General features: G+C 63.0%; 25 protein-coding genes. 17 read left to right on the forward strand and 8 right to left on the reverse strand.

The window, feature by feature from the left end:
* Positions 1-35: 35 nt before the first annotated feature.
* From sufB to AB7I51_RS02760, 9 genes are all read left to right on the forward strand, one after another.
* Entirely contained in the window at positions 36-1,505 is a 1,470-nt protein-coding gene (gene sufB, locus AB7I51_RS02720) for a Fe-S cluster assembly protein SufB (RefSeq protein WP_428402670.1), read from the forward strand.
* 145 nt (positions 1,506-1,650) lie between these two features.
* Positions 1,651-2,403: a Fe-S cluster assembly ATPase SufC gene (sufC, locus tag AB7I51_RS02725; RefSeq protein WP_428402737.1), complete on the forward strand. Its 753-nt coding sequence runs from the start codon at positions 1,651-1,653 to the stop codon at positions 2,401-2,403.
* A 4-nt stretch (positions 2,404-2,407) separates the two neighbouring features.
* Complete coding sequence (gene sufD, locus AB7I51_RS02730) at positions 2,408-3,700, forward strand: Fe-S cluster assembly protein SufD (RefSeq protein WP_428402669.1); 1,293 nt, start codon at positions 2,408-2,410, stop codon at positions 3,698-3,700.
* Complete coding sequence (locus AB7I51_RS02735) at positions 3,697-4,941, forward strand: cysteine desulfurase (protein WP_428402668.1); 1,245 nt, start codon at positions 3,697-3,699, stop codon at positions 4,939-4,941. Before sufD ends, AB7I51_RS02735 begins: the two co-directional genes overlap by 4 nt.
* Positions 4,942-4,957: 16 nt before the next feature.
* The gene (locus AB7I51_RS02740; protein WP_428402667.1) at positions 4,958-5,332 is read left to right on the forward strand and encodes an SUF system Fe-S cluster assembly protein; all 375 of its coding nucleotides are present in this window, start codon (positions 4,958-4,960) and stop codon (positions 5,330-5,332) included.
* Between the two features lie 45 nt (positions 5,333-5,377).
* Positions 5,378-5,737 carry a HesB/IscA family protein gene (locus tag AB7I51_RS02745; RefSeq protein ID WP_428402736.1) on the forward strand — a complete coding sequence of 120 codons (360 nt, stop codon included), beginning with the start codon at positions 5,378-5,380 and terminating at the stop codon, positions 5,735-5,737.
* Positions 5,738-5,768: 31 nt separating this feature from the next.
* Complete coding sequence (locus AB7I51_RS02750; RefSeq protein ID WP_428402666.1) at positions 5,769-6,143, forward strand: TfoX/Sxy family protein; 375 nt, start codon at positions 5,769-5,771, stop codon at positions 6,141-6,143.
* Between the two features lie 129 nt (positions 6,144-6,272).
* The gene (gene gyrA / locus AB7I51_RS02755) at positions 6,273-9,002 is read left to right on the forward strand and encodes a DNA gyrase subunit A (protein WP_428402665.1); all 2,730 of its coding nucleotides are present in this window, start codon (positions 6,273-6,275) and stop codon (positions 9,000-9,002) included.
* A gap of 28 nt (positions 9,003-9,030) precedes the next feature.
* Positions 9,031-9,801, forward strand: a complete 771-nt coding sequence (locus AB7I51_RS02760; RefSeq protein WP_428402664.1) for an SDR family oxidoreductase — start codon at positions 9,031-9,033, stop codon at positions 9,799-9,801.
* Positions 9,802-9,947: 146 nt separating this feature from the next.
* Here AB7I51_RS02760 and AB7I51_RS02765 read toward each other — a convergent pair whose 3' ends face one another.
* Positions 9,948-10,193, reverse strand: coding sequence for a hypothetical protein (locus AB7I51_RS02765; RefSeq protein WP_428402663.1), 246 nt, complete (start codon positions 10,191-10,193; stop codon positions 9,948-9,950).
* Positions 10,194-10,320: 127 nt separating this feature from the next.
* Between AB7I51_RS02765 and metG the strand changes: the two genes are divergently transcribed.
* The 4 genes from metG (at position 10,321) to AB7I51_RS02785 (ending at position 14,264) form a co-directional block, all read left to right on the forward strand.
* Positions 10,321-11,880: a methionine--tRNA ligase gene (gene metG / locus AB7I51_RS02770; RefSeq protein WP_428402662.1), complete on the forward strand. Its 1,560-nt coding sequence runs from the start codon at positions 10,321-10,323 to the stop codon at positions 11,878-11,880.
* Positions 11,881-11,941: 61 nt separating this feature from the next.
* The gene (locus tag AB7I51_RS02775; protein WP_428402661.1) at positions 11,942-12,595 is read left to right on the forward strand and encodes a hypothetical protein; all 654 of its coding nucleotides are present in this window, start codon (positions 11,942-11,944) and stop codon (positions 12,593-12,595) included.
* A gap of 249 nt (positions 12,596-12,844) precedes the next feature.
* Entirely contained in the window at positions 12,845-13,369 is a 525-nt protein-coding gene (locus AB7I51_RS02780; protein ID WP_428402660.1) for a hypothetical protein, read from the forward strand.
* Between the two features lie 85 nt (positions 13,370-13,454).
* On the forward strand, positions 13,455-14,264 hold the full coding sequence (locus AB7I51_RS02785) for a class I SAM-dependent methyltransferase (RefSeq protein WP_428406107.1): 810 nt from the start codon (positions 13,455-13,457) through the stop codon (positions 14,262-14,264).
* An 8-nt stretch (positions 14,265-14,272) separates the two neighbouring features.
* Here AB7I51_RS02785 and AB7I51_RS02790 read toward each other — a convergent pair whose 3' ends face one another.
* The 5 genes from AB7I51_RS02790 to AB7I51_RS02810 form a co-directional block, all read right to left on the reverse strand.
* The gene (locus tag AB7I51_RS02790) at positions 14,273-14,641 is read right to left on the reverse strand and encodes a VOC family protein (RefSeq protein WP_428402658.1); all 369 of its coding nucleotides are present in this window, start codon (positions 14,639-14,641) and stop codon (positions 14,273-14,275) included.
* Positions 14,642-14,769: 128 nt separating this feature from the next.
* A complete protein-coding gene (locus tag AB7I51_RS02795; protein WP_428402735.1) occupies positions 14,770-15,060 on the reverse strand; it encodes a c-type cytochrome in 291 nt (96 codons plus the stop codon).
* Between the two features lie 18 nt (positions 15,061-15,078).
* A complete protein-coding gene (locus tag AB7I51_RS02800) occupies positions 15,079-16,278 on the reverse strand; it encodes a molybdopterin-dependent oxidoreductase (RefSeq protein ID WP_428402657.1) in 1,200 nt (399 codons plus the stop codon).
* 214 nt (positions 16,279-16,492) lie between these two features.
* Positions 16,493-17,629 carry a CapA family protein gene (locus AB7I51_RS02805; RefSeq protein WP_428402656.1) on the reverse strand — a complete coding sequence of 379 codons (1,137 nt, stop codon included), beginning with the start codon at positions 17,627-17,629 and terminating at the stop codon, positions 16,493-16,495.
* Positions 17,626-17,892 (reverse strand): hypothetical protein, encoded by a 267-nt coding sequence (locus AB7I51_RS02810; protein ID WP_428402655.1) that lies wholly within the window; start codon positions 17,890-17,892, stop codon positions 17,626-17,628. Before AB7I51_RS02810 ends, AB7I51_RS02805 begins: the two co-directional genes overlap by 4 nt.
* A gap of 240 nt (positions 17,893-18,132) precedes the next feature.
* Between AB7I51_RS02810 and AB7I51_RS02815 the strand changes: the two genes are divergently transcribed.
* From AB7I51_RS02815 to mazG, 4 genes are all read left to right on the forward strand, one after another.
* A complete protein-coding gene (locus AB7I51_RS02815; protein WP_428402734.1) occupies positions 18,133-18,924 on the forward strand; it encodes a TatD family hydrolase in 792 nt (263 codons plus the stop codon).
* Positions 18,921-19,715 carry an MBL fold metallo-hydrolase gene (locus AB7I51_RS02820; protein ID WP_428402654.1) on the forward strand — a complete coding sequence of 265 codons (795 nt, stop codon included), beginning with the start codon at positions 18,921-18,923 and terminating at the stop codon, positions 19,713-19,715. The genes AB7I51_RS02815 and AB7I51_RS02820 overlap by 4 nt, the downstream gene beginning before the upstream one ends.
* Positions 19,716-20,227: 512 nt before the next feature.
* Positions 20,228-20,890: a cold-shock protein gene (locus AB7I51_RS02825; RefSeq protein ID WP_428402653.1), complete on the forward strand. Its 663-nt coding sequence runs from the start codon at positions 20,228-20,230 to the stop codon at positions 20,888-20,890.
* A 69-nt stretch (positions 20,891-20,959) separates the two neighbouring features.
* Positions 20,960-21,778 (forward strand): nucleoside triphosphate pyrophosphohydrolase, encoded by an 819-nt coding sequence (mazG, locus tag AB7I51_RS02830; protein ID WP_428402652.1) that lies wholly within the window; start codon positions 20,960-20,962, stop codon positions 21,776-21,778.
* A 3-nt stretch (positions 21,779-21,781) separates the two neighbouring features.
* On the opposite strand, the gene hflX is transcribed toward mazG, so the two are convergent.
* Both hflX and hfq read right to left on the reverse strand, forming a co-directional pair.
* Positions 21,782-23,161, reverse strand: a complete 1,380-nt coding sequence (gene hflX, locus AB7I51_RS02835) for a GTPase HflX (protein WP_428402651.1) — start codon at positions 23,159-23,161, stop codon at positions 21,782-21,784.
* 4 nt (positions 23,162-23,165) lie between these two features.
* Entirely contained in the window at positions 23,166-23,429 is a 264-nt protein-coding gene (gene hfq, locus AB7I51_RS02840; protein ID WP_014889711.1) for an RNA chaperone Hfq, read from the reverse strand.
* Positions 23,430-23,481: the final 52 nt, after the last annotated feature.

The raw sequence follows: 23,481 nt of genomic DNA on the forward strand, positions 1-23,481 counted from the left end.
GGGCCTTGAACCCGTCGTGACGAGGAGAAAGAAAAATGGCGGCCCGTCAGGAGACCGTTGCGCGTGTCGCGTCAATCGACGTCGACGCCTATAAATACGGCTTCTCGACCGATATCGAATCGGAAAAGGCCCCAAAGGGCCTGAATGAAGACATCGTTCGTTTCATCTCGGCCAAAAAGAACGAGCCGCAATGGCTCACCGACTGGCGCTTGGACGCCTACCGGCGCTGGGTGACGATGCCTGAGCCGCGCTGGGCGCGCGTGCATTATCCGCGCATCGACTTCCAGGACCTTTACTACTACGCCGCGCCGAAATCGACGGCCGGTCCGAAGTCGCTCGACGAGGTCGATCCGGAATTGTTGCGCACATATGAGAAGCTCGGCATTCCGCTGCGCGAGCAGGAAATTCTCGCTGGCGTCGAAACCCGCAAAGTGGCGGTCGACGCGGTGTTCGACTCAGTGTCGGTGGCGACGACCTTCAAGGAAGAACTGGCGCGCGCCGGCGTGATCTTCTGCCCGATTTCGGAAGCCGTGCAGACGCATCCGGAGCTGGTGCAAAAATATCTCGGCTCGGTCGTGCCGGTGACCGATAATTTCTACGCGACGCTGAACAGCGCGGTCTTCTCAGACGGCTCCTTCGTCTACATTCCAAAGGGGGTGCGCTGCCCGATGGAGCTTTCCACCTATTTCCGAATCAACGAGCAGAAGACCGGGCAGTTCGAACGCACGCTGATCATCGCCGATGAAGGCGCTTACGTCTCCTATCTCGAAGGCTGCACGGCGCCCAAGCGCGATGAAAACCAGCTTCATGCTGCGGTCGTGGAACTCGTCGCGCTCGACGATGCGGAGATCAAATATTCAACCGTGCAGAATTGGTATCCCGGCGACAGCGAGGGCAGGGGCGGGATTTACAATTTCGTCACCAAGCGCGGCGATTGCCGCGGCCGCAATTCGCACATCTCCTGGACACAGGTCGAGACCGGCTCGGCGATCACCTGGAAATATCCGTCATGCATTCTGCGCGGCGACGGCTCGCAAGGCGAGTTCTATTCGATCGCGGTGTCGAACGGCTATCAGCAGGTCGACAGCGGCACCAAAATGCTGCATCTCGGCAAGAACACCAGGAGCCGCATCATCTCGAAGGGGATTTCGGCGGGCAGGTCGCAGAACACTTATCGCGGCCAGGTGTCGGCGCATCGCAAGGCGGAAGGCGCGCGCAACTTCACGCAATGCGACAGTCTGCTGATCGGCCATGACTGCGGCGCGCATACGGTTCCTTATATTGAGTCGAAGAACCCAAGCGCGCAGTTCGAACATGAGGCGACGACATCTAAGATTTCCGAGGACCAGCTGTTCTATGCGATGCAGCGCGGGCTCTCGGAAGAGGAAGCGACGGCGCTGATCGTCAACGGCTTCGTGCGCGACGTGCTGCAGCAGCTGCCGATGGAATTCGCGGTCGAGGCGCAAAAGCTGATCTCGATTTCGCTCGAAGGGAGCGTGGGGTGATTGTTTCAGCGTCATGGCCGGGCTCGTCCCGGCCATCCACGCCAACCTACGGCGCCGCGTTCGACGAAGGTTCGCGAGCGCCAATACGTGGATGGCCGGCTCAAGGCCGGCCATGACGCTAGAAACCGGGAAGAGTAAAATTACCATGCTCGACATCAAGGACCTGCACGTCGCCGTCGGCGACCGCGAGATTCTCAAGGGCCTGACGCTCACCGTAAAGGCTGGCGAAGTCGCAGCGATCATGGGACCGAACGGGACCGGCAAATCGACGCTCTCCTACGTCGTCGCCGGCCGCGAAGGCTATGAGGTGACGCAAGGCGAAGTCCGCCTCAACGGCGAGAATATTCTTGATCTTGAGCCGCATGAGCGCGCCGCCAAGGGCGTTTTCCTCGCCTTCCAATATCCGGTCGAAATTCCCGGCGTCGCGACCATGACCTTTCTCAAAGCGGCGCTCAATGCACAGCGGCGCGCCCGCGACGAAGCGGAATTGCCGACTCCAGAACTCTTAAAGCGCGTAAAAGAGGCCGCCGCCTCGCTCGGCGTTTCGCAGGACATGCTGCGCCGGCCGCTCAACGCTGGATTCTCCGGGGGCGAGAAAAAGCGGATGGAAATCCTGCAGATGGCGCTTCTGCAGCCGCGTCTCGCCATTCTCGACGAAACGGATTCGGGGCTCGACATCGACGCGCTGCGAATCGTCGCGGACGGCGTCAACGCGTTGCGCGCGCCTGAACGCGCCTTCGTCGTCATCACCCATTATCAACGTCTGCTCGAATATATCAGGCCCGACACGGTGCATGTCATGGCGCAGGGGCGGATCGTGCGGTCAGGCGGTCCGGAGCTTGCTCTGGAGCTGGAAGAACGCGGCTATCAGGATTACATCGCGCAAGAGGCGGCGTGAGGCGATGATCAAACTGGCGAGCGAAGCGGAAGCGACGCTTTCGTCGTTCTACGAAGAGATGCGCGACAAGGGCGCGCCGCGTCTGCGCGCCGCGGCGTGGGCCGCGTTCTCCGAGCTTGGCCTGCCGAGCCGCCGCGTGGAATCTTGGCATTACACCGACCTCAGGGCGGCGATGAGCAGGCCGGCGCCGCTCGCCACCGCTTCGCACGCCGCGCTGTCCTTGCCGCGTACGCATGACTCGCTGCGGCTCGTGACGCTCGATGGCGTTTTCCGGCCCGATCTTTCCGACATCGCGCGGCTTCCCGAAGGCGTTCTCGTCCAATCTCTGCGCGAGACGCTGACTAAGGGTGAGCCCCATGTCCTGTCCGCGCTGGCGAGCGCCGACATTGGCGCGCAGGATTCGGTCCTCACGCTCAATGCAGCGTTGATGCAGGACGGCGTCGTCGTAGAGATCGCGCCGGGCGCCAGCATCGGCCGCGCGATCGAACTAGCGACGATCGCGTCCGCCGACGCGGCGCAGTCGACCTATACGCGCGCGCTGATCATGCTGGGCGAGGGCGCTCAGGCGACATTGATCGAAACGCTTGGCGCGCTGTCGGCGGCGCCGGCGCAGGACAATAGCGCGCTCGTGCTTCGATTGGCAGAAAATGCCCAGGTCGATCTCGTGACGCATCTCTCGGGCGGCGTCGATCATTCGATCCGCGTCGCGTCGCTGCTCGCGCATCTCGACGCCGGCGCAAAGATCGCTTCTTTCGCTTTGATCGAGGGTGAGGGCCTGAATCGCCGGCAGATTTTCGCGCGGCTTGACGGAGAATTGGCAAGCGCCCGCTTCAATGGCGCGACGCTGGGGCGCGGTCGGCTGCACGCCGACACGACGCTGATTGTCGACCATTCGAAACCCAACGGCGCAAGCCGGGAATGTTTTCGTAATATTCTCGACGATCAGAGCGTCGGCGTGTTTCAGGGCAAGATCATCGTGCGCTCCGGCGCGCAGAAAACCGACGGCGTTATGCAGTCGAAAGCCGTGCTGCTCTCGGACGGCGCGACGATGAACAACAAGCCGGAACTCGAAATCTTCGCCGACGATGTTCAGTGCGGCCATGGCGCGACATGCGGCAGGCTCGACAAGGACCAATTGTTTTACTTGAGCGCGCGCGGTCTGCCGCGCCGCGAAGCCGAAGCGCTGCTCATCGAAGGCTTCGCGATTGAAGCGATGGAGGCGCTCGAAGACGAGCAATTGAAGGCGTTTCTCGTGGATCGCGTGAGCGATTGGCTGTCTCGAAGGATCGCTCGATGAATGAGATCGCTCGCATAAAGACGGCTTACGACATCGAGGCGGTTCGCGCCGACTTCCCGATTCTTGCCGAGCGTCCATATGGCAAACCGCTCGTCTATCTCGATAACGCCGCTTCGGCGCAAAAGCCCCACGCCGTGATCGAACGCGTGGCGCAATTCTACGAACATGAATACGCCAATGTGCATCGCGGCCTGCATTATCTCGCCAACGCCTCGACAGAAGCGTATGAGGGCGCGCGCGAAACGGTTCGCCGCTTCCTCAATGCGCAATCGACCGATGAAATCATTTTCACCCGCGGCGCGACCGAAGCCTTAAATCTCGTCGCGTCCTCCTTCGGCGAGGCGCATATCGGCGAAGGCGACGAGATCATCCTTTCGCTGATGGAGCACCACTCCAACATCGTGCCCTGGCATTTCCTGCGTGAGCGCAAGGGCGCCGTTCTGAAGTGGCTTGATGTCGATGAGGACGGCCGCTTCGATCTTGAAGCTTTCGAGAAGCTCTTTTCGAAGCGCACCAAGATCGTGACGCTGACTCATATGTCGAATGTGCTCGGCGCGCCGACCCCGGTCGCCGATGTCGCCCGCATCGCGCACGCCCATGGCGTTCCGCTCTGCGTCGACGGTTCGCAGGGCGCGGTCCATCTTGACGTCGACATGCAGGCGCTCGACGTCGACTTCTATGTGCTGACCGGCCACAAGCTCTATGGCCCGACCGGAATCGGCGCGCTTTACGGCAAGCGCAAGTGGCTCGAGGCTCTGCCGCCCTATGCTGGCGGCGGCGAGATGATCGAAACCGTGACGCGCGACGCCGTCACCTACAACGAACCGCCACAACGGTTCGAAGCCGGCACGCCGCCGATCGCTCAGGCCGTGGGGCTTGGCGCTGCCCTCGATTACATGGAGAGCCTCGGCCGGGAGGCGATCCGCGCCCATGAAGCGGCGCTGACCGCCTATGCCCATCAGCGACTGTCACAGATCGAGGGGCTGAAAATCTATGGGCAGGCGCCGGACAAAGGTCCGATCATTTCCTTCGACATGGCGGCGGCGCATGCTCACGACATCGCCACGGTGATCGATCGATCCGGCGTCGCGGTGCGCGCCGGAACGCATTGCGCTATGCCTCTTCTCTCCCGCTTCGGCGTCACCTCCACCTGTCGCGCCTCCTTCGCGCTTTACAATACGCGCGAGGAGATCGACCGGCTGGCGGAGGCGCTGGAAAAGGCCCGCTCTCTTTTCGCCTGACGAGAACTGCGCGCTCATGAACGATGCTCCCAACCCAAGCGCAGCCGAAGCCGCAGCATCGGAGAGAACCCCCGAGGCCATTGAAAACGAGCGGCTGACGAACGACATCGTGAAGGCGCTGAAGACCGTCTATGATCCGGAAATTCCTGCCGATATCTATGAGCTTGGCCTGATTTACCGGGTCGACATCTCGAACGGAGGGCTTGTCGAGATCGACATGACGCTGACCGCGCCGGGCTGTCCGGTCGCCGGGGAAATGCCTCTCTGGGTCAAGAATGCGGTCAGCGCCGTTCCCGGCGTCAGCGAGGTGAAGGTCAACATGGTGTTCGATCCGCCCTGGGACCAAAGCCGCATGTCGGATGATGCGCGTCTCGCGCTCGATATGTGGTGAACGGGCGTTAGCGGGAACGGTTTTGCGATGACTGGCACGATGAAAATGAGCGTGATGAACGTTAGCCCCGCGGCGGCCGAGCGCGTGCGCGGACTGCTTGCGGGGGCCGATGAAGGGAACGGGCTGCGCGTCTCGGTGGAGAAGGGCGGCTGCGCCGGCATGTCCTACAAAATGGAGATCGCCGAACCGAAGAAGGGCGACGAGATCATTGACGTCGATGGCGGTCGCGTCATCGTCGACGCCGCGGCGGTGCTCTATCTGCTCGGGACGACGATGGACGTGAAGACGACACAGTTTTCGTCGACTTTCGTGTTCGAAAACCCCAATCAAACGTCTGCCTGCGGCTGCGGCGAAAGCGTCGAGCTGAAGCCGGCCGACGCAGAGAAGCTCGGCGCGGCGTCATAGATCGGGGGTCCTGAATCCATTGGAGTCGCTGATGGACCGCGCGCGTATCGAAGAGCTGTTCGCCCCCTTTGCCGCGGTTTCAGTGAAACGCATGTTCGGCGGCCATGGCGTTTACGCCGATGGCCTGTTCTTCGCTATTGAAGCTGGCGGCGAAATCTATCTGAAGGCCGACCGCCAAAGCGCGCCTCGGTTTCAAGAGGCGGGCTCCCGGCCTTTCGTCTATCAAGCCAAGGACCGGCCGGTCACGATTTCCTATTGGAGCCTCCCTGAACAGGCGTTTGAGGATGCCGACGAACTCGTTTTCTGGGCCAAATCGGCGGTTGAGGCCGCTCTACGGGCGGGCCCGAAAAGGTCGAAGCCGGCCGCGAGGAAAGGCAGGACGTCAAAAGCCCGGCCTCCATTGTGACAAGGGACGGCGAATAAGGCGATAAGCATTTGAAATACATTGTTGTTCACAAGCCGCTAAGGCTGGCGTCGCCCGCTCGAATCGCCTATAGACATGTCAACTAGACGCTACCCTTGAACTGGCGCTCACTTGGCCGACGACGACACCAAAAAAGACGATTCCGACAAGCCCGGCTCCGACATCAAGCCGGTCTCGATCACTGACGAGATGAAGCGCAGCTATCTCGATTACGCGATGAGCGTGATCGTGTCGCGCGCGCTGCCGGATGTCCGCGACGGGTTGAAGCCGGTGCACCGTCGCATCTTGTTTTCGATGCATGAGAACGGGCATACGCCGGACAAGGCCTATGTGAAGTCGGCGCGCATCGTCGGCGACGTGATGGGCAAATATCACCCGCATGGCGACGCGGCGATCTACGACGCGCTGGTGCGCATGGCGCAGCCCTTTTCGATGCGGCTGCCGCTCATCGACGGGCAGGGCAATTTCGGGTCGGTCGACAATGATCCGCCGGCGGCGATGCGCTATACCGAGTCGCGGCTCGCCAAGCCCGCGCTGGCGCTGCTCGAAGACATCGACGAAGGCACCGTCGACTTTCAAGCGAACTACGACGGCAAGGAGCATGAGCCGACCGTCCTGCCGGCGCGCTTTCCCAATTTGCTGGTCAATGGCGCCGGCGGCATCGCGGTCGGCATGGCGACGAACATCCCGCCGCATAATCTCGGCGAAATGATCGACGCCTGCATCGCGATGATCGGCCGGCCCGACATCACCGTCGCGGAACTGATGGAGATCGTGCCCGGGCCCGACTTCCCGACGGCGGCGACAATCCTCGGGCGCGGCGGCATTCGCAACGCTTTCGCGACGGGGCGCGGTTCGATCATCATGCGCGCCAGGTCCGAGATTGAGACTCTGCGCAAGGATCGCGAAGCGATCATCTTTACCGAAATTCCCTATCAGGTGAACAAAGCGGCGCTGATCGAGCGCATCGCGGAACTGGTGCGGGAAAAGAAGATCGAAGGCGTCGCCGATCTGCGCGACGAGTCCGATCGCGACGGCATGCGCATCGTCGTCGAACTGAAACGCGAGGCTGTCGCCGACGTCGTGTTGAACCAGCTGTGGCGCCACACCGCGCTGCAGACGAGCTTCCCCGTCAATATGATCGCGCTGAACGGCGGGCGCCCGGAGCTGATGACGCTCCATGACGTGTTGCGCGCTTTCGTCGATTTCCGCGAAACGGTCGTCACAAGGCGCACCAAATTCCGCCTCAACAAGGCGCGCGACAACGCCCATCTGCAGGTCGGCCTCGCGATCGCCGTCGCCAATATCGATGAAGTCATCCGGCTGATCCGCACCTCGCCTGACGCCGCCGCCGCGCGTGAGGCGCTGATGGGACGCGACTGGCCGGCGAAGGACATGGCGCCGCTCGTCGAGCTGATCGCCGATCCGCGCCACAAGCTCACCGACGACGGCGCCATCCGGCTTTCGGAAGCGCAGGCGCGCGCCATTCTCGATCTGCGTCTGCAGCGGCTGACCGCGCTCGGCCGCGAGGAGATTTCCGAAGCTTTGAACAAGCTTGCCGCCGAAATCGCCGACTATCTCGATATTTTGCGCTCGCGCGAACGCCTCTTCGGCATCGTCAAGGAAGAGTTGCTGTCGGTTCGGGAAGCGCATGCGACGCCGCGCCGAACCCAGATCATCGAAGCCGATGGCGAGGTCGAGGACGAGGACCTGATCGCGCGCGAAGACATGGTGGTCACTGTCTCGCACGCCGGCTATATCAAGCGCGTGCCGCTCTCGACCTATCGCGCGCAGCGGCGCGGCGGCAAAGGCCGCTCCGGCATGCAGACGAAGGAGGAGGATTTCGTACATCGGCTCTTCGTCGCCAATACCCATACGCCGGTGCTGTTCTTTTCCTCGCTCGGCAAGGCTTACAAGGAAAAGGTCTGGAGACTGCCGCTCTCCGCGCCGCAGGCGCGCGGCAAGGCGCTCGTTAATCTGCTGCCGCTCGAGCAGAACGAGCGCATCACCACCATCATGCCGCTTCCCGAGGATGAAGAGAGCTGGGCGACGCTCGACGTCATCTTCGCGACGACGAGCGGCACGGTGAGACGAAACAAGCTTTCCGATTTCGTCGACGTGCGCCGCAACGGCCTCATCGCCATGAAGCTCGACGCGGGCGAGGCGATCGTCGACGTCGCGACCGCGACCGAACATGACGACGTGCTGCTGACGACGCGCGACGGGCATTGCATCCGTTTCGCCGTACCCGAGGTCCGCGTCTTTCAAGGGCGCACCTCGATGGGCGTGCGCGGCGTGGCGCTGGGAGACGGCGATCGGGTGATCTCGCTGTCGATCCTCAATCATTTCGAGGCGACCGGCGAGGAGCGCGCCGCCTATCTGAAGCGCGCCAATGCGCTGCGCCGGCGGATGGGCGAAGACGTTTCGCCCGAGGCCGGCGCCGAGGCCGAGGAGGCGACGGGCGCCGTCGAACTTTCGGATACGCGTTTTTACGAAATGCAAGCGGCCGAGCAGATCATTCTGACCGTCTCCGAAAACGGTTACGGAAAGCGTACGAGCTCTTACGAATATCGTACGACCGGTCGCGGCGGCAAAGGCATCGTCGCGATGGCGGTCAACGCCAGAAACGGCAAGCTCATCGCCTCTTTCCCAGTCGGCCATGGCGACGAAATCATGCTGGTGACCGATGGCGGCCAGCTGATCCGCTGCCCAGTCGACGGCATCCGCATCGCCGGGCGCGGCGCTCAGGGAGTCATCGTCTTCGACACGGCGGAAGACGAGCGCGTCGTCTCGGTCGAACATATTGGCGATGTCGGCGAGGGCGAGGACGCCCAGAGCTGATTTAAGCCTTCGGCAGCAGGGGAGGCGCATGAGCGAAGGCGACGACGCAGACGGTCCTGTGCTGGTCACCGGCGCGCCGCGCCGCATCGGGCTCGCCATCGCCGAGCGGTTTGCGCGCGAAGGCCGGCCGGTCGTGCTGCACGCCTCTCCCCGTTCGGCGGAGGAAGCCGAACTCGCGGCGCATGCGATCCGCAAGCGCGGCGGCCGTGCGGCGGCGGCGATCGCCGATCTCGCCGACGCGGATTCGACGCAACGCCTTATTGAGCGGGCCGGCGAAGCCTTCGGGCCGTTGCGGCTCCTCATCAACAACGCCTCGATCTTCGAAATCGACGCCGCCGATGACTTCACGCTGGAGATTTACGAACGGCAGATGCAGATCAATCTGCGCGCGCCGCTGCTTTTGTCGCGCGACTTCGCGGCGGCGCTGCCGGAGCCGGCCAATGGCGCGATCGTCAATATTCTCGACCAGCGCGTCTGGCGTCTTACCCCGCGTCAGTTCACCTATACGCTGTCGAAATCGGCGCTTTGGGCGGCGACGCAGACCATGGCCCAGGCCTTCGCCCCGCGCATCCGCGTCAATGCGGTGGGGCCGGGCCCGGTCTTTCCCAACGCCGCGCTTGGCGAGAAGGAGTTCGAGCTGGAGGCGCGCGGCGTGCCGCTGGAGCGCGCCGCCGACGTTTCGGGCGTGGTCGACGCCGTCATTTACCTTAGCCGAGCTAAAAGCGTCACCGGGCAGATGATCGCCGTCGACAGCGGCCAGCATCTCGGCTGGCGCACGCCGGACGTGGGGCCGGAATAGCGCGACGCAAGCTTACTCTACGGCCATGAAATAACGGAATTGGCGGAGCATTGGCGAGCCTGGAGGCTCGCGTTCCAAGGGCGGCGCATCCTGGACCGCGAGCCACCAGGCTCGCACAGTCGGCGCGCTCAATTTGCGGCGCAGACCTAGTCGGCGCTCGGCAGACGGCGGATGGTGAATTCGATGCGGCCGTCGTCCAATTCGCGCCAGAACTCGATTTCGGTCATATAGGCGGCTTTAGGAAAACGCTCGAACCATTCGCGCGCCTTCGCCCGCGCCTCGCCGCGCTCGAGCGTGAAGCTCTCGCGCCGCCAGCCGCCGCCGCCGCGGGTTTCGCGCTTCGTGGCGAAGCGCCGCGCAAGGTCTCTCGGCGCGCTTCTGGGTGCGCTCATGCTTCACGCTCCGGCGTCCGATCCGGGCGATCAGCCTAGCGCATGGGAGGCGGAAAGGGGAGTCGCCGATCAGCCGCGACGCCGCAGCACGCTTTCCCGCGTCGCCAAACCGCGCTAGACCCGAGCCATGCCAGAACGCCCCCCCTACATGATCACCACCGCCATTCCTTACGCGAATGGCGCGCCGCATATCGGCCACGCCTATGAGCGCATCGCCACCGACGCCTTCGCGAGGTGGAAGAGGCTCGACGGCTGTGACGTGCTTTTCGTCACCGGCATGGACGAGCACGGCCAGAAAATGCAGCGAACTGCCGAGAAGGAAGGGCTGACGCCGCAGGCGCTCGCCGACCGCACCGCCGCGCAATTCGCCCGCATGGGCGAGGCGCTCAACGCCCGCGCCGACGACATCGTGCGCACCACGCAGCAGCGCCACAAGGAGACCGTGCTTGAAATCTGGCGGCGCATGGAGGCGAACGGCGATCTCTATCTCTCCAAATACGTCGGCTGGTATTCGGTGCGCGACGAGGCCTATTACGACGCCGACGAGTTGACCGAGCGCGACGGCAAGAAGTTTGCGCCGACCGGCACGCCGGTCGAGTGGGTCGAGGAGGAGAGCTGGTTCTTTAAACTATCAGCCTATGCGGAACGGCTGCTGGCGCATTACATGGCGTATCCGGAGTTCATCACGCCCGAACACTACAGGAATGAGATCGTCGCCTTCGTGAAGCGGGGACTGACCGACCTTTCGGTCTCCCGCACGACCTTCGACTGGGGCATCGAGATCCCGCCAAGCCTGCAAACCAGCGCCAAGCATGTGATGTATGTCTGGGTTGACGCTCTTACGAATTACGTAACGGCTACGGGATTCCTTACGGAAGACGTAAACAAGGCGCGGTTCTGGCCCGCCGACGCGCATGTCATCGGCAAGGACATCACCCGCTTTCACGCGATCTACTGGCCGGCGTTCCTGATGTCGGCGGGCGCGCCTCTCCCCAAGCAGATCGTCGTGCATGGCTTCCTGTTCTCGCGTGGCGAGAAAATGTCGAAGTCGCTCGGCAATGTCGTCGATCCGATCGAGCTCGCCGAGCGCTATGGCGTCGATCAGCTGCGCTATTTCTTCCTGCGGGAAATTCCTTTCGGCCAGGACGGCAATTATTCGCATGAAGCGATCGTCAACCGCATCAATGCCGATCTCGCCAACGACCTCGGCAATCTGGCGCAGCGGTCGCTGTCGATGATCGCCAAGAATTGTATGGGCGCCGTACCGCGTAAACATACGCTTACGGAAGCCGACAAGGACATTCTTGCACAAGCCGCCGACGCGTTGGCGAAGGCGCGGGCGGCGATGGCGGATTACGCGCCGCATCATGCGCTCGCGGAAATCTTCCGCGTCGTCGCCGAGGCCAATCGCTATTTCGCCGCGGAAGAGCCATGGGCGAAGAAGAAGTCTGATCCCGCGCGCATGGAGACCGTTCTCTACGTCACTGCCGAGGTCCTGCGCCGGCTGGCGATTCCGTTGCAGCCGTTTGTCCCTGAGTCCGCCGGCAAGCTGCTCGATCTCCTGGACGTCGGTCCGGACGAGCGTGACTTCGCCCACGCGGGCGAAGGGAACGCGCTCCAGGAGGGCGCGCCGCTGCCGCCGCCGACCCCGGCGTTCCCGCGTTTCGTGGAGGACGAGGCGCGCTGATGTCGCAAACGAAACGTTTCAAGATTGATTCGTGAACTGCGCATTCGATGAGGAGAGCGACATGAGCATCAGCGACCTGCAGATCATGTTTTGGTTCGGACTGGCGCTCATTCTGACCGGACTGGTCCTGCTCCCCTTTAAATTTTCCGGCGGCGGCATGAGCAAGATTAAATTGCCAGCCATTGAGATGGAGCTCAACGGGCCGGCGCTGTTCGTCATGTTTCTCGGCGCCGGATTAATGTGGTTTTCGATCTCGAAAAGAGAAGCGGACCAGCCGCCGGCGCCCGCTCCGATCACGCCGCCGCCATCGGCCGCGGTCTCCGCCGTTTCTCCGACGCCGCCGCCGGCCCCGGAGCCCGAGCCGGCTCCGCCCCCGGGACCCGTCGCGCCGTCCAGCGAAAGGGGTTTCGGCGTCGTTTTGATTGCGTCGAGCGTCCCATCCACGGCCAATCAGCAAGCGATCAAGGCGAAAGGGCTCGCGCCAGCCGATTCGGACATTATTCTCTATCGTCGAAAATCCGCGTGGGCCGTCGTCATTCATTATGCCGACAGTTTGAAGGCGGCGGAAGATTTGTCCAAATACCGGGCGGATCGCGATTGGGCGAGCGCCTATGTGGTCAATCTCGGCACGTGGTGCCCGCTCGCCAAGCCGACGACCGTGCCGCTCCCTTCCGGGGAGCAGCCCACTGCCGGCTTTGACTGCCGCCTCAAGTGACGCCGGACGCCCTTTGCCTTCGCCACGCGCTCACCACAATCAGGCGTTTGAAAGGGGGGACGGCGGCGACATAATTGGCGTCGGCCGTTGCGGGCTTGCCGGTCAAACTCCTGACGTGCGAATATGTCTACTCGGGGCTTCACTTGAAGGAGCCGCCCAACGCGCCGCTCGATCGAGTTCGCGCAGCAGCATCCGCCTTGGTTGCGTCGTATCTCTAATCGTCTCATTTCTCACGGAGGAACTCACGGAATGGCGCGGGGTATTTCAACGATCCTGACGGCAGTCATCTTCGGCGCGATCGGATTCGTATTGGGAATCTACGCGGCGCCGACAGAGGGCGTCGCCAATCTGAAAGCGGCGATCGAAGGCCGGTTTAAACCGGCGGCTCCAACCGAGGAGGGCGCGCCGGCCGAAGAGCCCGCTGCCGCTCCGGCCGAATCGGAGGCGCCGGCGCAGCCGGACGTCTCGGCATCGCCGGCGGAGCCCGAAACACCCCCGGCTGAGCAGCCGTCGGCCGTCGAAACTCCAAATGAGCAGGAGCGCGCGCCGGCGCCGGCGCCCGCTCCCCCTCCAACGGCTACTGAAGAAGCGCCTCCCGCTCCGCCGCCGCAGGAAGCAGCGCCTGCCGCCGCTCCGGAGCCGGCTGCGACTCCCGAGCCGGCGCCCGCGCCGGCGCCCAAGCCGAAACCCAAGCCGAAGCCGAAGCCGAAGCCCAAACCGAAGCCGAAGCCGGCGGCCGAGGAGCCTGCGGCCGAAACGCCGCCCGCGCAGTAGTAAGCTCATTGTAGCGTCGCCGCAGATCCCGTCCTCAGCCAGGCAGGGGTCTGCGGCGAGCGCCAACTTCCGCTGCGAGAACCACGTGGCGATCAGCGATACGGCGCGCTTCGTCGGGGATGTTCCCCAATACTATGACCGCAGCCTCGGCCCGGTCATTTTTCATGACTTTGCTGCGGACATGGCTCGTTTGGCGGCCGCGAACGGTCCCGTCGACGTTCTCGAAACTGCAGCCGGAACGGGAATCGTCACGCGCAAGCTGCGCGACGGGCTCGGCCCGCAGGCGCGACTGACCGCAACCGACCTCAACGCGCCGATGCTCGACCTGGCGAAGTCGAAATTCGGCGCCGATGAGCAGGTGAGCTTCGGGCCAGCCGACGCATCGAATCTGCCTTTCGCCGACAGCGCCTTCGACGCGATCGTCTGCCAGTTCGGTCTGATGTTCTTTCCCGACAAGGACCGCGCGCATCGTGAAGCGCGACGGATTCTGCGGCCGAGCGGCCGATATTTGTTCAGCGTCTGGGATGCGCCCCGCTACAATCCTTTTCCGCGCCTGGGACTGGAGGCGATAGAACGGTTTTTTCCGGGCGATCCGCCGCAATTTCTCGCCTTTTGCTGCGCCGAGATCGATCCGATCAAGGAATCGCTGATCGACGCCGGCTTCACAGACATCCGCGTTTCCATTCGGCCGCGCGTCGCTGAAGTGGCCGACCCGATGGATTTTGCGAGAGGATTCGTGTTCGGCAGTCCGCTGGTCGAACAGCTGCGCGAACGCGGCGGCGTCGACGCCGAGTCCATTGTCGAAGAGCTCGCCGAAAGACTCGCGCAAGAGCTCGGCCACAATCCCATGCGGCTGCCGATGCAAGCGATTTTTTACGAGGCGAGGGTCGCCTAAGCCGCTGGCTATTGCGGCGCGGTCATCAACTCCAGGATATGGCCGTCCGGGCTCTTGAAATAGACGCCGCGACCGCCGTTCCAGTCATTGAGCTGGCCGTCCGTGAATCGACCGGGCGCGCTGCCAAAGACCAAGCCTTCCGCTTTCACCCGCCCGAAAATCCCGTCGAACTCATCGTCGCTGACATGGAAGGCGTAATGGCCGACTCCAAAGGAGTTGTCCGTGTCGAACAGCAGCGTCAGCGAATCATTGACCTTCACCGGCGCGAAATGGCCCTTGGGGCCATCGTAGCGCAGCCCGAAAATTCGCGCGAACCAGCGCGCCGCTGCGTCATTATCGTGCGCCGGCACGATGGCGTGGTTGAGGATGATGGCCATGGATCGCGCTCCGCCTGCGGGTAACGGCGCTTAGATGGGGAGCGCCGGCATTTTTGTCATCGGCTTCGCGGCGACCCGCGCCGGCGATGAGCGAATTGTGACATCCCTTTCAGCTCTTCAAGCCGGTTCTATTTTGCCGCGCTTTGCTCGCCGTAATTCTGCTTTAGATAATCGGCGATTGCTTTTGCGTCGGACTCGCTGATCCGCGCGCCCATCACGCTGATCATTTTCGTTACTTCGGCATCCCATTTCTCGGCCGGGAGGAATGGCGAGTTCATTTGAATATAGACGAGGCTGTGGCACGCCGCACAATTGGCCTCCACCTTGTCGAGCCCTGGCGCCGCTTTCAGCGCAACCGGCCTTTCCGCGGCATGAGCGGCGCCGGCGACGAGAATTGCCGCGATGCTCATGATCGGCATAGGCTTCACAGCGCCCTCCTAGATCACATTCAGCGTGACGGTCTGCATCGCATTGTGATGATAGCCGCCCGGATTTTGGATCAGATCCCGCCCTTGCGTCTCGCCCGCGTTATTGGTCGCGCGTGCGGTGACGGCGATCTTGCCTGTCGCGTCGCTTGGAACCTGGAAACTGAACGCGCGGAATGCGAAACGCCCGAGGTCCTCGCCAAGTTGCGCCGCATGCCATGTCGCGCCGTCATCCAGCGAAATGTCGACTGCCTTGATGCCCGTCCCGCCATCCCAAGCGACGCCTTCGATCGCAACGCCGCCGTGGATTTCGGCGCCGTCGACAGGATACGCAATCAGCGAATTCACCATGATGTCGGTGATCGGAATGTTCGATTCCGTCTCCTGCGACGCGAAGCTGCTCGTCGTAGGGAATTTGCCCTTAGGCAGGCGATAAGCGGTGCGCATCCAAAATGATTGCTCCGGACTGGTCAGCAACTTGATCGCGACGAGATGTTTCATCCAGTAGGTGGCCGTCCAGCCGGGCACAATGATGCGGGCTGGAAATCCGTTGAGCGCGGGCAGCGGTTCTCCGTTCATTTCGTAAGCCACCAAAACAGAGTCTTCGAGCGCTTTCTCCAGCGGGATGCTCTTTACGAAGGCCGGCGTCTTGTCGACGGCGGGACGGTCGGCTCCGGCAAATGAAACTTCCGTCGTCTCCTTCTTCACGCCGACCTTGTCGAGCAGGTCTTTCAGCCGCACGCCCCGCCAACGCGCGCAGCCCATTGCGCCGTAGCCCCATTGCACGCCGGCGACATGCGGCTGGAACAGACCGCGCCGATTGCCGGAGCACTGATTGACGGCGACGATTTCGGCCGACGTCATCCTCTTTAATTCCTCGAGGCTGATCGCGACTTCGCTCTCCGCGCCGTCGCCGGCAATCGAGAGTTCCCATGTCTTGGGGTCAACGCTTGGAATGCCGCTCAAGTGATAGCGAACGAAGAACGCTTCGTTGGGCGTGATGGCGTTGCGGAAATACTCTATCGGCGTTTCGTAATTCGGCGGACGATGGCTGAGTTTGATCAGCGGCTTTTTGCCGGCGAGAGCCTCGAGCGTGGCGGCTTCGCGCACGCCTTCCGGCAGCGCCTGTGAAAGCCATAGCTCCTGTGCTTTCGCCAGGGCGCGAAAAGGCAGGACGGCGCCGGCTGCGAGCAAAATACGCCGAGAAATCATGCCGCCTCCCGCGTCCATTAGCCGACAGCCAGCCGATGCATCATCGATTGTTTTTGAACCACACAATCGCACGCGCTGTTGGTCAAGCCGCCTCCGCTACCGACTGCGTCTGATTTCGCGCGACGGCAATCAATCACGCTCGGCCTGCGGCCGACCAACCTTAGATGGGAAGCCCGGCGATTTTGTCACGGACGTCGCTGCGTCATTCGCCGCTTCACCAGGAGGCGGACAGCGCGCCGTCCTCGTGGCGCAGGACGCGAACGCCGAACGGCGCGCTTTCGCGATCGAGCCTTTGCGCCAGCCATTCGGCGTCGGCGGCTGACGCCCGCTCCAGACGCATGCACCGCATTCGCAGCGGGAACAATCGAAGTCGCAGAAGATCGCCGCTCGCTGCTTCGATATGAGCGAAATACATCGGCGAAAGATCGCCGCGAAAACTCTCGAAGCCGCCGATTCCTTCATAGTCGTTCAAAAAGTCGCCGCAGCCATAAAGGATCAAACGATTGCGATAGACTTCTATTCCCTTCGGATGATGCGACGAATGTCCGTGGATGATCGCGGCGCCGCCCTGTTCAATAAGCCGATGCGCGAATTGTCTTTGCGCGTTCGAGACGCGATAGCCCCAGTTCGCGCCCCAATGGATTGACGCCACCAGAATATCGCCGGGCCTTACGGCGTTTCTCGCCCAATCGCAGGCGCGGTCGGCGCTTGTCGGGGAAAGGTCAGGCAGTAGATTGACGCCCGGCGTAGCGCGCGTCGCCGCCCAGTCGAAGGGCGTCCCGCTGTCGGGCAGGGCGAAGGACAGAACGACGACCCGCGCCTTTCGAGGAATGTCCAAGATCGCCGGCCGCCGCGCATCATCGATCGTGCGTCCGGCGCCGGCGAAAGCGACGCCAAGCCGATCGAGCGTGTCGAGAGTCTCGATAAGGCCGGAGCGCCCCCAATCGAGAACATGATTATTCGCAAGCGCGCAGCAATCGACTCCAAGGTCCAGTAGACATTTAGCATTCTGCGGACTGGCGCGATAATTGATCGCCTTGGCTTCAGCCGTCTCGCTGTGCGTTACGCTCGTTTCGAGATTGACGATGCTCGCGTCTGGCGCCTCTGCGCGAAGCTCGGCCAGCGCGTCGCCCCAGATATAAGAGGGATCGACCTGCCGCGGAATCGGCCCGGACGCCGCTTCGGCCAAACGAACATATTCCTCGGCCGATGAAACATATTCCTCGTACAGCTTGGGCGGGGAGGGCGCGGCAAGGATCTGATCGACGCCCCGACCGATCATCACGTCGCCGCATAGGAACAGTCTGACCGCCTGAGCGCCGCCGCTTCTCGACGATGCGGCGATGCTCATATCACCGGCGGCAGGCTTTCTTCATCGTCGCCGCCGAGAAGCGAGACGATTTCGCCGGCCACATCCTTAAGGGGCGCGCCGGCGCCGAACACGTCCCGATCGCCGGACATAAACATCGACGCCTCCTCGACGTCGGCGATCGTCGGGCGCAAATCCATGATCGCCGACAGCGTCGCGTCGTCGATCTCTCCGAGCACGTCGATCACGTCCTTGATCGTCGCCGGCGGGCGTCCATCGCCGTCCTGGACGGAAGCTTGCGTCACTGATTCCTCCCTGATCTACAAATGTTCCGCGCGAGGGCGACAGCGCGCGGATAGCTCTAAATGGCTGCTTAAAAATATAGCGCCGCGCCGCCGAGCGGCGAAGAAGTTGGCGTGAGATATTTGTGTTTTCCGCCGGGCAAGCCATATTGCGACATGGCCCCAGCGCGTCTGCGTGTCCCGGAGCGGCAGGAAATGTCGGCGTCCGGCCGGTGCGACGCTGCTCCTTCCTGTCCGAGACTGATGCTGATCGACACCCATTGCCACCTGGATTTTCCGGATTTCGCGCCCGAGCTTACGGAGACGATCGCTCGCGCGAAGGCGCGCGGCGTCGCGCGGATGATCACGATTTCGACGCATCTGTCGCGCTTCGAGCAGGTCGCGGCGGTCGCCGAGGCCTATCCGGACGTGTTTTGCACGGTGGGGACGCATCCGCATCATGCGCATGAAGAAGCCGAGCCGACGGTGGAGGCGCTTGTCGCCCTTTCCCAGCATCCAAAATGCGTGGGCTTGGGTGAAGCAGGGCTCGATTATCACTATGACCATGCGCCGCGCGACGTGGCGCAGCGGATTTTCCGCATTCACGTTGAGGCCGCCCGCGAAACCGGCCTGCCGCTCGTCATTCACACCCGCGACGCGGACGACGACTGCGCCGCCATCTTGAAGGATGAAATGGGGAAGGGAGCTTTCCCCGCCCTGCTCCACTGCTTCACCAGCGGTCGCGGGCTCGCCGAGACGGCGCTGGAGCTCGGGCTCCATATTTCCTTTTCCGGGGTCGTGACGTTCAAGAACGCCGAATATCTGCGCGAGATCGCCCGCGACGTGCCGCTGGAGCGGATGCTGGTCGAAACCGACGCGCCGTTTCTCGCGCCGACGCCCCATCGCGGCAAGCGCAATGAGCCGGCCTTTGTCGTCGACACCGCGCGCGTCCTCGCGGAACTCAAGGGAATCAGCGCCGCCGAACTCGCCATCGCGACGACCGAAAACGCGCTTCGGCTCTTTTCGAAAATGCCGTCTTTGGACGCCGCCGCGTGAGCCTCAAAATCCGGATTCTCGGTTGCGGCTCGTCAGGCGGCGTGCCGCGCGTCGGGCAGGGCTGGGGGAAATGCAATCCCGACAACCCTAAGAACCGGCGCCGGCGCTGCTCGATACTTGTCGCGCGCGGTCCGGCTGACGCGGCGACGCAGGTGCTCGTGGACACCGGCCCAGACCTGCGCGAACAGCTCATCGACGCCGACGTCAAGCGGCTCGACGCTGTCCTCTACACCCATCCGCACGCCGATCACACGCATGGCGTCGACGATTTGCGCGGCCTCGTGATTATGAGCGGACGGCGCATCCCGGCCTATATGGACGAGCCGACGTCACGCGCCTTCGCCAAGAAGTTCGACTATATCTTCAAGACGCCGCCCGGCAGCTTCTATCCGCCGCTGATGACCGAACATCGGCTGCATCTCGGGAGCGCGGTGACGATCGACGGGCCCGGCGGCGCGATCGCCGCCACGCCGTTCCGCCTCGACCATGGCGACATGGACGCGCTAGGCTTTCGCTTCGACGACGTGGCCTACACGCCCGACCTTCACGCCATTCCGCCCGAGAGCGCGCAATATCTCGAAGGGCTCGATCTCTGGATCATCGACGCGCTGCGCCATCAGCGGCACGGCACGCATCTCTCGGTCGGACAGGCGCTGGATTTCATCGAGCATTTCAAACCCAAGCGCGCGGTGCTGACCGATCTTCACGTCGATCTGGATTACGACGCGCTAGAGACGACGCTGCCGGAAAATGTCACGCCGGCCTTTGACGGCATGGCGCTGGAGGTCTGAAGCCGCTGGCGCGCCGAGACGCCGATCATTTGGTTCCATAATATCGATTATGCGAATCGTGCATGGCGGTTTCCGGGCGCTCGAGCCTTCGTCTCCTGCTTTCGCTGACCGTTCAAACTCACTTCGAGGCTGGTCGCCGAATCTGAGTTTCGCGCTTCACCGCTCTGCTTTGCGTCGTAGTTGTGGCGGGACCTTCTTCGACTGTCGTCAGAATTCGATCTCACGCCTTATCTAAGGCGCTGCAAACGCTATCATTCCTGCCCAGTCGGAAGCGGCGCGCGGCGCTCAAACCGTGGCGATTCTTTCGATTTTTGGATCGCGCTACGGAATTCTCTGGCCTTCCGGGGCGAAACTCTGCTAAAAGGCTCGCTGCGCGGGACTATATGGCATTCAAGAGCACATCATCGTCGTTTGCGAACGGGCACGCTTTTTGCCGCCCGAACGGAAACGCCTGGGCGCACTAAGGTTGGCATAGCGGTCTTGCCGTTTTTGGCGGAGACGAGCAGGTAGACATGAGCAAAGGTAGAGACTTTCGGGGCCCCCGCAAACGCGGATTCGATGATGACGCCCCGTTTGGTTATGACGCTCCGCGGCCCAGCCGGCCGCCACGTTCGCAGTTTGGAGGCGGCGGATTTTCAGACACGCCGCCCCCGATGATGAACGAGCCCGCCGTCGACGCCATCGTGAAATGGTTCAAGCCAGATAAAGGCTTCGGCTTCGTCGAGCTCGGCAATGGCACCGGCGACGCCTTTCTCCATATCGGCGCCGTTCAGGCGGCGGGATATGATTCCCTGCCGCCGGGCGCCAAATTGCAGGTGCAAGTCACCAGCTCGGTCAAGGGCCAGCAAGTGGCGCGCATTCTCGAAGTCGATCTTGCCGGCGCCGCCGAGCGCGCGCCGCCGCCGCGCAGCGGAGGCGGCTTCGACAGTCCCCGGCCCCGTCGCCAAGCGCCCGATCCGTCGACCGCCGTGCCTGTCTCCGGCAAGGTCAAATGGTTCGACGAGACGAAGGGCTTCGGCTTTGTGCAGTCAAACGATGGCGGCAAGGACGTGTTCGTGCATATCTCGATCCTTGGACCTTCCGGCGTGAACCGTCTCGCCGAGGGACAGCCTGTCACCATGCAGGTGGTCGACACGGCGAAGGGCCGCGAGGCGCTGTCCATCACGCTGGATTGAGTTTCGCTCCAGTCATCGACGCGCCGCGATCCTCTTGAGGGCCGCGGCGTTTTTCTTTGGGGAAACCTGATGTCGGCCCGACCCAACGGCGATGTCGCCCGACTGATCGAAATCATGGCGGCGCTGCGCACGCCAGGCAGCGGCTGTCCCTGGGATCTCGAGCAGGATTTCCGTTCGATCGCGCCTTACACGATCGAAGAGGCTTATGAAGTCGCCGACGCCATCGAGCGTCACGACCTCGCCGATCTCAAGGACGAATTGGGCGATCTCCTGCTGCAGGTCGTGTTCCACGCGCGGATGGCCCAGGAACAAGACCTTTTCGCCTTCAAGGACGTCGTCGACGCGATCTGCGACAAGCTCGTTCGCCGACACCCCCATGTCTTCGGCGACGTCCGGTCGCTCGACGCCGACGGCGTAAGCGCGCAGTGGAGCGCGATCAAAGCGCGCGAGAAGGCGGCGAAGCCGGGCGGGCCGCCGACGAGCCTGCTCGACGGCGCGCCGCTCGCCTTGCCGGCGCTGACCCGCGCCCTGAAGTTGCAACAGAAGGCGTCAACGGTCGGTTTCGATTGGGACGACGCGCAGCACATTCTCGATAAAATTCGCGAGGAAACGGAAGAGGTCGCCGTGGAGCTCGCCCTGCCCGGCGCCAGCGCCTCGCCGGCGCTCGAAGAGGAGATCGGCGATCTTTTATTCGTCGTCGCCAATCTTGCGCGCCACGCCAGAGTCGACCCTGAACAGGCGCTACGCAGCGCCAACACCAAATTTGAGCGGCGGTTCCGCCATATCGAGCAGCGGCTTGCGGAGAATGGGCGTTCGCCCGAAGCGGCGTCTCTCGATGAGATGGAAGCCTTGTGGGTGGAAGCTAAGCAGGCCGAGAAGAAGCGCTGACGCTTACGACGCCGCCCGCCGGCGCCGTCGGCCGGATTCGTTGACCACTTCCGCCTGAGGAAAGCGTCTGGCGAGACCGTCCGAACGTTCCGGGTCGACTCGAACGACAAGATGAACGCCGCCCTGAGGCAGAGCTTCGCGTTCGAGAACCTCCGTGTGGGCGTGAAGCCAAGCCAGTCCGGCGCCGTCGGCGGCCTCCAGATCGAGTTCGAACCTGACGCGTCCCGCCGCCAGCCTCGCTTCGATCCGCGCCAGCAATTCGTCGAGTCCCTGCCCGGTCAACGCCGATACAAGGATCGGCCGTCGCTGCGGGTCGATCCCGCGCGCCGCCAGACTGAGCGCCGATAGCCGTTCCGGATCAAGCGCGTCGATCTTGTTCCAGACTTCGAGGATTCGGCCTTCGGCCTGGCCTTTGAGGCCGAGCTCGTCGAGGATCGCCTCGACGTCTTTCGCCTGCGCCTCCCAATCTTCATGCGACACGTCGCGGATATGGAGAACCACGTCGGCGAGCGTCACTTCTTCGAGAGTCGCGCGAAAGGCCGAGACGAGCATCGTCGGCAGATCGGAGATGAACCCCACCGTATCGGAGAGCAGGATGCGCGCGCCATGCGGCAGTTTGATCTGGCGCAGCGTCGGATCGAGAGTCGCAAAGAGCATGTCCTGCGCCAGCACTTCGGCTCGCGTCAGCCGATTGAACAGGGTAGACTTGCCGGCGTTGGTGTAGCCGACGAGCGCGACGACGGGATAGGGAACCTCGCGCCTTGTCTTGCGGTGCAGGGCTCGGGTGCGCTTCACCTTGTCGAGATCATGCTCGATCCGGCGCATCCGCTCCTCGATCAGGCGCCGGTCGGTTTCGATCTGAGTCTCGCCGGGGCCGCCGAGAAAGCCGAAGCCGCCGCGCTGGCGTTCGAGATGGATCCAGGAGCGCACGAGCCGCGATTTCTGATAGGCGAGATGGGCGAGTTCCACCTGCAGCGCGCCTTCCTTAGTGCGGGCGCGCTGGCCGAAGATTTCGAGGATCAGCCCGGTCCGATCGATGACCTTGGCGTTCCAAGCCTTTTCGAGATTGCGCTGCTGCACGGGCGAGAGCTGGCAGTCCATGCTGACCAGCGCGATCTCCTTGGCCTCGACGATCGCCGCGATTTCTTCGACCTTGCCCTTGCCGAGATAGGTCGCCGGTCGAACCTCGCCCAGCGCGATCGCCAATTCGCCGGCGACATCGAGTTCGATCGCCTGGGCAAGGCCCACGGCCTCGGCAAGCCGAGCAGCCGGGTCCCGAGCGCGCGCGGTCCCGCCCTGGGTCAGATAGGGTCCGATGACCAAGGCCCTGGCGCTCGCCGCCTTCGGCGTCGCGCCTGAGCTTGCTTCGCTGTCCGCCCTCAATCGCCTACCGTTGCTTGTCGGCCTGCCCCTCGTCCTCGCCCGGCTCAAACATCTGTATGGGGTGTCCGGGCATGATCGTCGAGATGGCGTGTTTGTAGACGAGCTGAGAATGCCCGTCGCGCCTCAACAACAGGCAGAAATTGTCGAACCAGGTGACGATTCCCTGGAGCTTGACGCCGTTGACGAGGAAGATCGTGAGCGGGACTTTATTCTTCCGGACGAAATTCAAAAACGTATCTTGCAGATTTTGCGAACGCTCTGACGACATCGGCTGTCCTGTTCTGTTTTTTAGCCGAGCGGAATTGACGCCGCCCCCGAGG

The organism is Methylocystis sp., assembly GCF_050246715.1.
GTDB lineage: Bacteria > Pseudomonadota > Alphaproteobacteria > Rhizobiales > Beijerinckiaceae > Methylocystis.

What these genes read in the sequence shown, in the direction of transcription:
- AB7I51_RS02750 (WP_428402666.1), top strand. Translation starts at nt 5,769, where the DNA reads ATGGACCGCGCGCGTATCGAAGAGCTGTTCGCCCCCTTTGCCGCGGTT.
- AB7I51_RS02780 (WP_428402660.1), top strand. Translation starts at nt 12,845, where the DNA reads ATGGCGCGGGGTATTTCAACGATCCTGACGGCAGTCATCTTCGGCGCG.
- AB7I51_RS02800 (WP_428402657.1), bottom strand. Translation starts at nt 16,278, where the DNA reads ATGATTTCTCGGCGTATTTTGCTCGCAGCCGGCGCCGTCCTGCCTTTT.
- AB7I51_RS02775 (WP_428402661.1), top strand. Translation starts at nt 11,942, where the DNA reads ATGAGCATCAGCGACCTGCAGATCATGTTTTGGTTCGGACTGGCGCTC.
- sufD (WP_428402669.1), top strand. Translation starts at nt 2,408, where the DNA reads ATGATCAAACTGGCGAGCGAAGCGGAAGCGACGCTTTCGTCGTTCTAC.
- AB7I51_RS02735 (WP_428402668.1), top strand. Translation starts at nt 3,697, where the DNA reads ATGAATGAGATCGCTCGCATAAAGACGGCTTACGACATCGAGGCGGTT.
- metG (WP_428402662.1), top strand. Translation starts at nt 10,321, where the DNA reads ATGCCAGAACGCCCCCCCTACATGATCACCACCGCCATTCCTTACGCG.
- AB7I51_RS02825 (WP_428402653.1), top strand. Translation starts at nt 20,228, where the DNA reads ATGAGCAAAGGTAGAGACTTTCGGGGCCCCCGCAAACGCGGATTCGAT.
- AB7I51_RS02740 (WP_428402667.1), top strand. Translation starts at nt 4,958, where the DNA reads ATGAACGATGCTCCCAACCCAAGCGCAGCCGAAGCCGCAGCATCGGAG.
- AB7I51_RS02815 (WP_428402734.1), top strand. Translation starts at nt 18,133, where the DNA reads ATGCTGATCGACACCCATTGCCACCTGGATTTTCCGGATTTCGCGCCC.
- AB7I51_RS02765 (WP_428402663.1), bottom strand. Translation starts at nt 10,193, where the DNA reads ATGAGCGCACCCAGAAGCGCGCCGAGAGACCTTGCGCGGCGCTTCGCC.
- AB7I51_RS02745 (WP_428402736.1), top strand. Translation starts at nt 5,378, where the DNA reads ATGAGCGTGATGAACGTTAGCCCCGCGGCGGCCGAGCGCGTGCGCGGA.
- AB7I51_RS02760 (WP_428402664.1), top strand. Translation starts at nt 9,031, where the DNA reads ATGAGCGAAGGCGACGACGCAGACGGTCCTGTGCTGGTCACCGGCGCG.
- sufC (WP_428402737.1), top strand. Translation starts at nt 1,651, where the DNA reads ATGCTCGACATCAAGGACCTGCACGTCGCCGTCGGCGACCGCGAGATT.
- hfq (WP_014889711.1), bottom strand. Translation starts at nt 23,429, where the DNA reads ATGTCGTCAGAGCGTTCGCAAAATCTGCAAGATACGTTTTTGAATTTC.
- AB7I51_RS02795 (WP_428402735.1), bottom strand. Translation starts at nt 15,060, where the DNA reads ATGCCGATCATGAGCATCGCGGCAATTCTCGTCGCCGGCGCCGCTCAT.
- sufB (WP_428402670.1), top strand. Translation starts at nt 36, where the DNA reads ATGGCGGCCCGTCAGGAGACCGTTGCGCGTGTCGCGTCAATCGACGTC.
- mazG (WP_428402652.1), top strand. Translation starts at nt 20,960, where the DNA reads ATGTCGGCCCGACCCAACGGCGATGTCGCCCGACTGATCGAAATCATG.
- AB7I51_RS02790 (WP_428402658.1), bottom strand. Translation starts at nt 14,641, where the DNA reads ATGGCCATCATCCTCAACCACGCCATCGTGCCGGCGCACGATAATGAC.
- AB7I51_RS02805 (WP_428402656.1), bottom strand. Translation starts at nt 17,629, where the DNA reads ATGAGCATCGCCGCATCGTCGAGAAGCGGCGGCGCTCAGGCGGTCAGA.